9 protein-coding genes are annotated in these 12725 nt (G+C 41.3%); 4 read left to right on the forward strand and 5 right to left on the reverse strand.

All coding sequences use genetic code 11. From position 1 onward, the window contains the following. Positions 1-4574, reverse strand: a 4574-nt coding sequence (locus ABS766_RS11190; RefSeq protein WP_408085246.1) for a choice-of-anchor L domain-containing protein, incomplete at its 3' end; no start/stop codon positions are given. A gap of 225 nt (positions 4575-4799) precedes the next feature. Here ABS766_RS11190 and ABS766_RS11195 point away from each other — a divergent pair. Then, positions 4800-5549 carry a UDP-2,3-diacylglucosamine diphosphatase gene (locus ABS766_RS11195; protein WP_408085247.1) on the forward strand — a complete coding sequence of 250 codons (750 nt, stop codon included), beginning with the start codon at positions 4800-4802 and terminating at the stop codon, positions 5547-5549. 68 nt (positions 5550-5617) lie between these two features. Here ABS766_RS11195 and recJ read toward each other — a convergent pair whose 3' ends face one another. Further along, on the reverse strand, positions 5618-7321 hold the full coding sequence (gene recJ, locus ABS766_RS11200) for a single-stranded-DNA-specific exonuclease RecJ (protein WP_408085248.1): 1704 nt from the start codon (positions 7319-7321) through the stop codon (positions 5618-5620). A gap of 119 nt (positions 7322-7440) precedes the next feature. On the opposite strand from recJ, the gene ABS766_RS11205 reads away from it, so the two are divergent. Together ABS766_RS11205 and ABS766_RS11210 are read left to right on the forward strand one after the other, a co-directional pair. Next, the gene (locus ABS766_RS11205; protein ID WP_408085249.1) at positions 7441-8415 is read left to right on the forward strand and encodes a bile acid:sodium symporter family protein; all 975 of its coding nucleotides are present in this window, start codon (positions 7441-7443) and stop codon (positions 8413-8415) included. A 109-nt stretch (positions 8416-8524) separates the two neighbouring features. Further along, positions 8525-9205, forward strand: a complete 681-nt coding sequence (locus ABS766_RS11210; protein ID WP_408085250.1) for an OmpW/AlkL family protein — start codon at positions 8525-8527, stop codon at positions 9203-9205. 258 nt (positions 9206-9463) lie between these two features. Here ABS766_RS11210 and ABS766_RS11215 read toward each other — a convergent pair whose 3' ends face one another. The 3 genes from ABS766_RS11215 to ABS766_RS11225 are packed head-to-tail and all read right to left on the reverse strand — an operon-like array spanning position 9464 to position 12003. Then, positions 9464-10120 (reverse strand): hypothetical protein, encoded by a 657-nt coding sequence (locus ABS766_RS11215; protein WP_408085251.1) that lies wholly within the window; start codon positions 10118-10120, stop codon positions 9464-9466. A gap of 21 nt (positions 10121-10141) precedes the next feature. Continuing rightward, positions 10142-10819 (reverse strand): 16S rRNA (cytidine(1402)-2'-O)-methyltransferase, encoded by a 678-nt coding sequence (gene rsmI, locus ABS766_RS11220; protein WP_408085252.1) that lies wholly within the window; start codon positions 10817-10819, stop codon positions 10142-10144. Next, on the reverse strand, positions 10819-12003 hold the full coding sequence (locus ABS766_RS11225; protein WP_408085253.1) for a hypothetical protein: 1185 nt from the start codon (positions 12001-12003) through the stop codon (positions 10819-10821). Before ABS766_RS11225 ends, rsmI begins: the two co-directional genes overlap by 1 nt. Positions 12004-12105: 102 nt before the next feature. On the opposite strand from ABS766_RS11225, the gene ABS766_RS11230 reads away from it, so the two are divergent. Beyond that, on the forward strand, positions 12106-12723 hold the full coding sequence (locus ABS766_RS11230; protein WP_408085254.1) for a thymidine kinase: 618 nt from the start codon (positions 12106-12108) through the stop codon (positions 12721-12723). The last annotated feature ends 2 nt before the right edge of the window (positions 12724-12725 follow it).

Consider the following 12725-nt stretch of genomic DNA (forward strand, 5'->3'; position numbering starts at 1 on the left):
CAATCAGCGTTTTCTGCCGATTGGGCATATATGTAAATCATCTGGGTCGAAGTGATGATATCACCAGCGCTAAGGGCGTCGCCGGTAGCCTGGCTGCCTGTATAATAATTACCAACGGTAAGCACCGGCAACTGGTAGCTATCACACTCGGTAACATCTGATATTACATCAGGCACAGGCACGGGAACTGCTGTTACTGTTACAGAAGCAGGTGTTAAACAACCTAAATTGTTTACAATAACTTCATAAACACCACCTTCAGTTATAGTGATACTAGGAGTAGTTTGATCTAAAACTTCATCATCAAGTGTCCATGTGTAAGTAGCAACTTCAGGATCAAAATTACCAGGGGTAACTTCAATAACTCCAGTACTTCCTTCACATATACCAAAATCCTCGGTTATAGTAAATTCCGGATAAAGACTCTGTATGATAAGATCGAAATCTCTTATAATCACACAATCAGAAATAGAAATTCTCACATAAACAGTTTGCTGATACTGCACTACATTTTCATAAGTAAGTGGCAGCGGATTCTCATTATTCTCTGCTTCTTCATAAGAAAGGTGATAGCTTATTACATAATCTTCAATATTTTCTACACCATCCAGTATAATGTTGTTATTCTGCCCAAGGTCAAAAACATCATATCCATCATCATCACAAGCTGCAAGGTCATCCGGAGGAGAAGTAACTTCATTAATATTAGGATAAAACTCCACAGTAACATTACCTTCACGAACACATTCTGTATCAGGTGCAGTAGCTTCAAGTGTATACTCCCCAGATTCAGAAACAACTAAATCCGGCCCTGTTTCTCCATCAATTAATTCGCCTTCCAGGTACCATTCAAAACTGTATATATCAGGATCAAGGTTTGAAGATAATGTATACGTTTCGCCAGAACATAAGGCTGTACTGTTTTCAACTAAAAGGTCATCACCCAATGGCACGTTACCTAAATTCATACTTCCTGCTAATAAGAATATAGCCGATGAAACTCCGTCATCACCTTCATTAGCAATTATCATTTGCATGCTATACTCGTGATTAGCCTCAAGCACATAAGGCGTAAAGGCCTGCATTGGCACAGTCATACCATTTAGGTTTATAGCCCCTGTAACGCCGTCGGCAGGTATATACTGGCCAAAATACTCTTCATTTACAGCCTCACAATAGCCGTTATCAGGGTGTATATTGGTAACTAATATTAATTGTCCGTTTGGAAGTACTGCAAGATTTGTAGATTCATTCGTTTCCAAATCGGTTAATATAAATGCAAACACATCCGAATATATACATTCAAAACTTGGTGTACCATATTCGTTTGACGCAAAAAGGAAATCAAATAACGGAACTCCTTGTGGTATATTTTCTACCGGAGAGAAATCAAATTTAATAGAAGTTGAGCCGTGTGTAGAGCCAGGACCACCTGTAAAATCAGGATAGTTTGCCAATATGTCTTCAAGCTGGGTTTCTATTTCTTGATTCTCCCAGCCTCCGCCAAATGAATTGAAGTCATTCGGGCCTGGAACATTGGTTTCAGCATCTCCACTCACCAATACTATACCGCTATCAAACGGGAAGTCTGCCTCATTTTTCTGGAAATATCCTATACCATTACTACCTATATCTTCTCCGGTTTTCCATTCAACATTATCAACATAAGCACATTCTGAACCAATAAATACATCCTGTATCAGTTCTGGCACTGTATAATCAGTTTCTGAAACATAGATAGGTGGTTCGGGGGTGCTTATACAAACCTCAAAGCTGGTAGGTTCTGTAGGGTCTGGGAAATAAGTGGTAAATACCATAATATAATAGGTTTCTCCCACCGTCAGGTTATTTATGGAGCCCGGATTATCATAACCGCAATAAATTTGTGTCATGTCTCCACAATCATCGCCTTCATAAACTGCAAAGTAAAAATACGATCCGACTGCATTATTAACGCTAACAACATGTGCTGAACTTGTTGCTTCAAAAGAGTACCACACATCATATTCAGGTGTAGTCCACATACAATCCTGGTACATATCAGAAGAGGTAGCCCCTGTAATAGTACCCATTGCATATTCTATACAATCAACACCTTCGTTAACCGGAACATTTGTAGGGCTATCACAATCATCATTTTGAATAAGGGTTGTAAATGTAAAAGGTCCGCTCCATGTGCTGTTACCGTCTTCTCCTCCACAAATTGCCCTTACATAAAACTGATATGTTGTACCAGAATCAAGAGAAGGAACAGTCAATGGATTATCTGTAGTAGTAGTACCTACATCATCAGGACCCGGTGCAGTTGAACCGTAAGGAAGCAGAAAATACTCCCAGGTAGTGGCACTGCCCATCTCTGTCCATCCAAAGGTGGCCTCATCCAAGCCTACGCCTGATATTACTATATTCTGTGGTTTAGGACAGGCCGGTGGCGTACAGGTGCTAATACCTGTATATAAAGTAGTACCCGGTGAGCCTGTACCTGAAGGTTTTGTATATACATCTTCAAGGTAAGCATCATAAAGCACAAAACCTACCTCACTGGCGAACAATCCTCCTTCATTCCAATATACTTCAAACTCTACATCCGGGCAAAGAGGTATCTGAGCTGTTACAGGGCCGTTTCCGGTTGTAAATGTACTCCCTACGGTAGCTACTACTATACCATTCTGTATTATGCTCATGGTATTACCATTCCAGCCATCTCCAAAGCTGTCAGTCATACTTATAGTATAATTACACTGCTCTTCGGGCTCACATATCAGGGTATTAAATGTTACCACGTCTGACCACTTACTTTCGTCCGTATCTTCGGTACATATAGCTTTTACATATACATCATATATAGTGCCCGATTCAAGGTCAATATCATATACAAAAGGAGGGGCAGCATTTACCATAACGCCACTGGTAGTATCATCCGGTGCAGGAGAGCCTTGCTCAACTACATATACTTCCCACTGGGTAGCCGAACCTGTTTCGGTCCAGTTTATTGTTGCTGTATCAAGGCCAATATCTGTTATGCTAACATCTATTGGTTTAGGACAGGTAGGCTCCATAGTAAATTCAAAAGGGCCAGCCCATGTGCTATAATCACCGGTATCACTATCACAAACTACACGTACATAAAATTCATACGTTTCATCTGGCTCCAGAGCTTCGCCTGCTGTAGTTTCATCAACACCCACTACAGGGTTGGTGGCGGTATATACACCAGAATCAGTATCCGAAGGAGCAGGGCTGCCCGCAGGAACTACGTAATATTCCCAATCACCTTCACTTAAACCTCCCCAGCCTAAATCAACTGTAGTGGTAGTAATATTTGTTGCTGCAAGGCCCGATACAGGTAAGCATGCAGGAGTATCACAATCTACAGATCCTGAATATAATAAACTATCCTGAGAGCCTTCACCAGGATCTTTGCTATAAAGAACCTGGGCGAAAGGGTTAACTATAGACACGCCTACTTCTGAAGCAAAGCTGCCTCCTGAGTTCCAATACAATTCAAAAGGCTGCCCATTACATAATGGAACAGCTATAGTTTCTGGCCCTGTTCCCTCTTCAAGAGTTATGGTAGCCATAGTAATGCCGTTTTGAGATACCGTCATGGTGTTGCCGTTCCAGCCGTCGCCATAAGAGTCCAAAACAATAAACTCATAGGTACATTGCTCACTGGTTTCACAAACACTTGTACAAAAATTTTCAGGGCCTATCCAGTCACTGGTACCCCCGTCGCCACATACCGCACGTACATAAAATTTGTAGCAGGTACTGGCGGTAAGGTTTTCAACAGTTATAGGCAGGGTGCCGGTGTATACAACCCCTTGCCCAACAGGCACATCGTCATCGGCTACAACCTCTACTTCCCAGCTGGTAGCCCCACTGGGGTTATCCCAGCTAAGGTCAGCTGTGGTAGCCCCAAAGTTACTGGCCGTAAGGCTGCTCTCGGTAGGGGCAAGGCATTCTGAAACCACTTTTACGTTGTCTATTAGCCAACGGTCCATCTGGTCGCCTTTCATGATAAAGGCAATATAAACCTGGTCGCCGGCAGTACCGGCTATATCAATTACTTTTTCAACATAATCCAGCTGTACCGGGTTTATTTCCAGTTCTGTCCATCCATCGCTGTCAATCAGTGATATAAATGTTGAAGGGTCGGTTGGGTCGGTACCCATACGTACATCATAAACAGACCCCTGGTTGTTGTTAAGGGTAAGCCTTGAAAAAAAGTGCAGTTCAGCATTTTCAGGCAGTGTAAACTGTTTGGTTATCAACCAGTCTTCGGTCAGGTTGGTACCTGTACCCGGTGCATTATCACGGTCAAGGAAGGCTGCATGGCCTGAGCCTCCGTATGCAGGGTAATCTGAGGTACTGGCCTGTTGTGTCCAGAATTTTGACGGACCGTTGGGGGCCACATTCCTGATATACCATCCCGGCGGGCCGTAGTTGCCCTCACCGAACCCCGCAAGCGCAGGGTATGGAGTCCATGTACCTTCAAATCCCTCCTCGGCAAGCTGTGCCGACATCTGGAACGTAAAGGCCATGAAAAATAGCAAAAGAGTAATTTTTTTCATAGAATTTAATTTAACCGTTTGTGTTTAAACATCCGAAAATAAACAAAAAAAACATACTATAAAGCCTCTTTGTTAAACATAATGTAATTTTTAACTAAAAAAAACAAAATTCGCCTATAATGTTATAGATTTAAAACATTGTTCAAAACAGTTAAATAGTAACTATTTTAACATTATTAATAAAATATTGTATTTGTATCTTTGCAGCATTATTTAAATTCCGGAATGGATAGAAAAATATATTTTGCATCGGACCAGCATTTTGGCGCTCCAACACCTGAAAAAAGTTTTCCCCGTGAAAAACGTTTTGTTGCATGGCTTGATATAATTAAAGAAGATGCCGGCACACTTTTTTTAGTTGGTGATTTGTTTGATTTTTGGTTTGAATACAAAACGGTTGTACCGAAAGGCTTTATAAGGGTTCTTGGAAAACTTGCAGAACTGCGGGATTGTGGTATTGAAATTTACTTTTTTACCGGCAACCATGACCTTTGGATGCATGATTATTTTGAAAAAGAATTAAATATCCCTGTATATCACAAACCCAAAGAATTTACCTTTAACGGCAAAACATTTTTTATTGGCCATGGCGATGGGCTGGGGCCAGGTGATAAGGGATATAAAAGAATGAAAAAGGTTTTTACCAATCCGCTGGCCAAATGGTTGTTTCGCTGGCTACACCCTGACATAGGAGTGCGCCTGGCACAATATCTTTCGGTAAAAAATAAATTAATATCCGGAGACAGCGACGTTACATTTTTAGGTGAAGAAAATGAATGGCTGGTGCTATATGCCAAGAAAAAACTACAACAAAAACACCGTGATTATTTTGTTTTTGGCCACCGCCACCTGCCTATGACATTAAAAGTTGGGGAAAATTCAATGTATATAAACCTGGGCGACTGGATAAGCTATTTTACCTATGGTGTTTTTGATGGTGAACATTTTGAACTAAAAGAGTTTACCACACTGTAATGATTAACAGTATATGAAGCCTCTTAATTAAAAGAGCTGATGCATTGATATATTAAAACATCATTGTATTATTCCTCACAACGTATGTCACGCAAGCGTAATTGCAGGCTTACTGCTCCATTCCATTCGTTTTCATCTATCGAATATACTGCATCAAAAAAATCTCCGTTGCAGGCCATTTGCGCCTTTTTTGCCAAACCAAAGCCAATAGCTGCATACCCTTGCTGGGCTGAATGCTCCTGCCGTACAAAAAGGCGAAGGTGTGTATTTTCAGTACCTATTGTTTTACCAAAACCGGTATCAATAACATTACGGGTTATAAAAACAGGGGTCATATTACCGGGGCCAAACGGCTCAAACTGTTTTAGTATCCTGAAAAATTTAGGGGTTATATCATCAAAATTAATTTCGGCATCAATACTTACTTCCTGTATTAACAATTCAGGATCTATGCTTTCTGCTACTACACTTTCAAATTTTTCCCTGAAAACAGGATATTGAGATTCATCCAGTGTTAGCCCGGCGGCATACATGTGCCCCCCAAACTGTTCCAGGCAATCGGCACAGGCCTCTAAGGCATTATACACATCAAACCCTTTTACAGAGCGTGCCGATGCAGCCAGTTTGTCGCCACTTTTGGTAAATACCAGTGTGGGACGGTAATAGGTTTCGGTTAACCGGGATGCCACAATACCTATTACCCCTTTGTGCCAGTTTTCATCATATACTACGGTTGTAAACCTATTATGATCGCTGTTTTGTTCTATTTGCAAAAGCGCTTCTTCGGTTATCAGCTTATCAAGGCCTTTACGGTCAGCATTAAACGTTTCTATTTCTGCAGCATAAAATTCGGCACGCGGCACATCATATTCTGTAAGGAGTTGTACTGCGTGCCCGCCATGCTTAATACGCCCCGCAGCGTTAATACGCGGTGCAATAATAAACACCACATCACTAATAGTAAGTTTTTGCTTATGCACTCCCTGCAACAAAGCCTTTAACCCGGGGCGGGGACTATTGTTTATTACTTCCAGCCCAAATTTTGCCAGCGTACGGTTTTCGCCGGTTATAGGTACTATATCTGCTGCAATGGCGGTGGCTACCAAATCAAGATATGGCATAAGGCTCTCTATACCCCGGTTACGGTTGGCTGCTAAGGCCTGCACCAGTTTAAAGCCCACCCCGCAACCACAAAGTTCGTTATATGGATAGCTGCAATCATCACGTTTAGGGTCTAATATGGCTACAGCATCCGGCAGCTCATCTCCCGGGCGGTGGTGGTCACATATAATAAAATCTATTCCTTTAGCTTTGGCATAGGCTACTTTATCTATTGATTTTATACCGCAATCCAGTGCAATAATAAGTGTGCATGCATTATCATCAGCATAATCAATCCCGGCAAAAGAAACACCATACCCTTCGGTATATCTATCGGGTATATAAGTAGCTACGTTGGGGTAAAAAGTTTTAAGGTATGATGACATTAATGCTACTGCCGTAGTACCATCTACATCATAATCGCCAAAAACCAGTATATTTTCACCTTTTGATACCGCCGCTTCAATGCGTGCTACAGCTTTATCCATATCCTTCATCAGGTATGGGTTGTGTAAATCATCTAACGAAGGGCGAAAAAATGTTTTGGCCTCATCAAATGTTTCTATACCGCGTTGTACCAAAAGTGATGCAATTACGGCATCAACATTTAAAACCGAGGCAAGGTGGTTAACTTTATCAGAATCGGGTTTTGGTTTAAAGGTCCAGCGCATAATAATTAACTATCTCTCAAAAGTAGACACAAAAGTACTAACAACGCAAAAATAATTTTTGGCAGTGCGTAAAACGCATTTGGAATAGCATTAAATTTGCGGCTTGCTAATACCCCTTTATGAAGATTAAATTCAACGGCTTTGTTTTCGCATTGATTGCTGCCATTTTTGTTGCCTATCTGTTACCCACAGGCCCCGAAATATTACACCTGCATACGGTTACGGATATAGGTATTGGACTTATCTTTTTCTTTTACGGTTTAAAACTCTCTTTTAGCGAGATAAAAAAAGGATTATCTAATTACAAACTGCATTTGCTTATACAGCTGAGTACTTTTATACTCTTCCCTGTGGTGATACTACTCGCAAAACCGCTTTTGGTGAATTTGCTTGGCGAATTGTTTTGGGTAGGGCTGTTTTTTATGGCGGCGCTGCCTTCAACCGTATCATCATCAGTAGTAATGGTATCGCTGGCTAAGGGCAATGTGCCTGCTGCTATTTTTAATGCGAGCATTTCCGGGCTTATTGGGCTGGCGGTAACCCCGCTATGGATTGGCCTTATTGTGAATGAGGTTCAGGGGATATCTTTCATGGATATTTTACCTAAGCTGCTAATGCAGATTATTATACCCATTACACTGGGTATTTTGCTAAATGGCAAACTGGGCCATATTGCCAAAAAGCACAGTAAAAAAATAAGCACTTTTGATAAGTGTATTATTGTACTTATAGTGTACTCCAGCTTTAGCGAATCGTTTACCAGCAACTTGTTTGCCGGGCTGGAGTGGATACAGTTTGCTTACCTTTTTGCCGCTATTATGATTTTGTTTTTAGTGGTGATGTTTTTAATGAACAGCTTTTCAAAAGCATTAGGCTTTACTACCGAAGACCGTATTACGGCCTTGTTTTGCGGTTCTAAAAAGTCGCTTGTACACGGTTCGGTAATGGTTAAGGTTATTTTTGGCGACTCCCCCAATGGTGGTATTTACATTTTGCCGGTGATGCTGTACCATATCTCACAGATAATTATTATTGCCATTATTGCCGAGCGTTTGGGTAAACGGAACATTAAATCTGCCGGGGCTGTTGCCTGAATTAATATGCTTGGTTAACCTTCAGAAAATACATAACAAACCATGATTTATATCAGTTTCTAAGCTCTTTTTGGTGCCTAATTTTGGTGTGTAATTAAAACTAATACACATGAAAAAAATACTTTTTGCCGCAATAGCGCTATCGTTGTTCGGCCTAAATCAGGCGCAGGCTCAGGATGATGAAAATACAACCGATTTTAAAAAATGGCAGGTCCGCCTGCGTGGCGTTGGGGTTATACCTGATGAAAGTGCAGATATAAGCACTATTGGCGGCAATGTAGCCATTTCTAACTCGTTTATCCCCGAACTGGATTTTACGTACTACTTTACCAAACACATTGCGGCTGAATTGATACTGGGTACTACAAAACATGATGTACATACCACAGCCTCGGATATTTCGGCTATTGGTGGGCCAAGCAGTACCAATGTTGACCTTGGTAGTGTATGGTTGTTACCCCCTACCCTTACTGTACAATACCACTTTTATCCCGGAAAAGTATTCAGGCCCTATGTAGGTGCCGGAGTTAACTATACTATTTTTTATAGTGTTGACGAAGGCAGTACCGTTAAAGATGTAAGTTATGATAATGCGTTTGGGTATGCTTTTCAGGGTGGTTTTGACCTGATGCTGAACGACACGTTTTTTATAAATGTAGACTGTAAGAAAATATTTTTAAAGACTGATGTTTCTGTAGATGCTTCCAATTTGGCGCCCGGACTTTCCATTCCTGCTAAAGTAGATATTAACCCGCTGCTATTAGGTTTTGGCGTAGGTATGAAATTTTAAGAAACCATTTATATATAATCTAATCAGTAACCCCGGGGCTTTAGTTTCGGGGTTTTTTAATGGCATTATTACGGCACGGTTTGGGTAAGCGGGGGGCTAGATAGTCGGGTTACTTAATGTTTTTAATTTCCCAGGTTTCCATAATAGTTTCCTGCCAGAGATTGCTTAATTACAAAACTTACCTGATATTGAAATTAATAATTTATAGAAAGCTTTGCCTATTGCTGAAAACAAATGTAATTCCAATCAGATATTTAATCATGATACCCACGTATTTATAACCTCAACAATATACCATTTACCTTTTCTCTTTTCAAGAAAAACAACGCCGCCAGCCCCAACCAAATCTCCCTCCATATATCCTGCTTCCATTACGGCAAAAGTTTTTGTTGTATCGAACATTATGTGCGAGAAACTAAAAACACCGGCAAAATTAAAATCATAATTAGTACCCCATATGGAATAACGATCAGGAAAAGTTGAAAGATACCTGAATTTATATTGGGTTTTTCCCTGATAAGGTGCAACATCAAATTTTATTTTCTCTGGCGAAATAGTATCCGGCATTAAGTTCCTTTTCTCAAATTCCTTTTTTACTGCATCGTAGTCATCAAAAGCTTCTAGTGTATCTGCAATTGCAATTACAAGATTAGCCGTGTCTTGCTTAATCCTCCTGATTTTTATATCAAGTGATTTATGGCTTTGGGCAAGCTTAGCACTGTCTGACTCCATACCCGGATAATAATCAAAAATTGCCCAGGAAATTCTCCTGTCTATACAAACTGAATCTACAAGCGCGGGAAATATATCCTGAAATACTTCATTTTCAAGTTCGGCATATGAAGGTTTGCTATTGCAGCTAACTATTATAGCTAAAGCCGGGAATAATAGTAGTTTTATTAGAATAGCCTTCATATCGGCGGTATTGAGATGATGTTACCTTGTAGCTTTACCTCCCACAACAGCCACAATTTCCCCTTTTGGCGGGTGGGCTTCAAAATGGGCCAGTACTTCTTTTGCTGTACCGCGTACAGTTTGCTCATGCAGTTTGCTAAGCTCCCGCGATACCGATACCGGCCTGTCTTCGCCAAAATACTGCACAAACTCGCCAAGGGTTTTTACCAACTTGTGCGGTGATACATAAAATATTATGGTCCGTATTTCTTCAGCAAGGGCTAAAAAGCGGGTTTGGCGCCCTTTTTTATCGGGCAAAAAGCCTTCAAAAACAAACTTATCGTTAGGCAGGCCACTGTTTACCAGTGCGGGCACAAAAGCAGTAGCGCCGGGTAAGCACTCCACATCAATGCCATTTTCTACACAGGCACGGGTAAGCAAAAAACCGGGATCGCTAATAGCGGGTGTACCCGCATCACTAATCAGGGCTATGGTTTCGCCGCCCTTTAGCCGCTGCACAATAGTTTCTACCGTTTTATGTTCGTTGTGCATGTGGTGGCTCTGCATGTGCGTGCCAATATCAAAATGCTTCATAAGCTTGCCGCTGGTACGGGTATCTTCTGCTAATATCAAGTCTGCTTCCTTTAGCACTGTAATAGCGCGAAAGGTCATGTCTTCCAGGTTGCCTATGGGCGTGGGTACAATATAGAGTTTACCCATTAATCGTATTTTTTCTCGATAAGCGACATAAACCGCTCTTCATATTCTTCTTTGCCTGCCCAGTTATTGTAATCAGGCTTAATGAGTTCCTGTACAAAACGCTGGGCTTCTTTAAAATTATCTATTGTATTCAGTTGCGATATTACGCGGTTAAGGTCTTCGCTACTACCGGCAAACAGGTGCTTTTCAAAAGCAATACGGTCATTAAGCCCTAAAGATATTACTTTGCCAAGGCTATCGTTTAATGAGCGTGAAGCTTTTGGCTCTTCCCTAAGCGGTTCAGGCTGCTTTGGGGTTTCAGTTTTTGGGGTTTCCTGTACCGTTGTTTCTGGTTTGGGTGTTTCTGTCTTATTACCGTAGGGCGATTTAGAAGGTTCCCAGTTACGCCAGTCGTCATTTTCGCCCTCTGTCTGCTCCTCAGCCTGCGCAGATGTTTTCTCCTCCTCACACTTTCTTATAAATTCAGGTTCTTTATAATTGTGAAAATCTTCAAGGCCTATCTGCCCGTTGGACGGTTTTACGTCCTCCTTTTCATCCGGGGCACCTTTACGCTCAAAAGCAAACTCAAAATTGTAAATTTCCTCATCTGTTTTTGCTTTTGCATCCGGCTCAATGGTTTTTATCTCAGCATCAGCTGCCTGTTCAACCTCTTCGGCCTTACTCTCATGCGCATTGGTAAATACTGCCTGGGCAGAACTTTCCTCCTTCTTAATATCTTCTTCGGGTTTTTCTACCTGAACTTTTACTTGGGGAGTTTTTTCTTCTTTTTCTTCCTTCTCTTCCTCTATAGCTCTACTGGCTTCTTCTACCGCTTCAGGCTCCGGTGCTGCTTCAGCTTCCTTCTGTATTTCAGGCTCCCCTACTACCTCATTATTTTCGGTTTCGGTATTTTCTTTTTCTTCCGCTTCTTCCGCGGCATTATCCTTTTCTATAGCATTACCCTCCGGTTTTGCTTCTGCAGGAATTTCGGCTACGCCATATATCTCTTCAAGCTTTCCTAATGCAGATGCCTGTTCGGTACCGGGTTTTATTTCTCCAAAATTATCTTCAACAAATTTAAGTACCGCAAGTGCCTGGTATAACTTTTGGGTTTCCTGCATAAGCTGGTCAAGCTGCGATTTATTTTTTAATTTAAGTACCCGGTGTGCAATGCTTATCAGTTCACCTTCTAACTTTTTCTTCATAACTTTTAGGATAATAAGGGGTGGCGCAATAGTTTTTTAATAAATTTGTTTCAATACAAAGTAACACAAAACATTTCTGTTTTTACAGCCTTAAGATACAAAATGTTTCTCGAAAATACAGTAAATCATAAAGAACAGTTTGGGTGGATAGAGGTAATCTGCGGGTCTATGTTTTCCGGTAAAACGGAAGAACTGATACGCCGCCTGAAACGGGCAAAATTTGCAAAACAAAAAGTTGAAATTTTTAAGCCCGCTATAGATACCCGTTACCATGATGAAATGGTAATATCTCATGATGCCAACGAAATACGCAGCACCCCGGTAGAATCGGCCTCGGTAATACGGTTGCTGGCGCAGGGCTGTGATGTGGTGGGTATTGATGAAGGCCAGTTTTTTGACGAAGAAATAATAACGGTGTGTAATGACCTTGCCAACAGCGGCATACGTGTTATTGTAGCCGGGCTTGATATGGATTTTAAAGGTAACCCTTTTGGCCCTATGCCGGCACTTATGGCTACTGCCGAATATGTGACCAAAGTACATGCCGTATGCACACGCACGGGCAACCTGGCCAATTACAGTTTCCGAAAAGCGAATAATGACAAGCTGGTTTTACTGGGCGAAACCGAAGAATATGAGCCCCTGAGCCGCGCTGCTTATTATGAAGCTATAAAAAAACAGGGGGAAAGTAAGGACGCGTCAAAAAAAGATTTGCGATAATA

Source organism: Flavobacterium rhizosphaerae (genome assembly GCF_046000445.1).
GTDB classification, from domain to species: domain Bacteria; phylum Bacteroidota; class Bacteroidia; order Flavobacteriales; family Flavobacteriaceae; genus Flavobacterium; species Flavobacterium rhizosphaerae.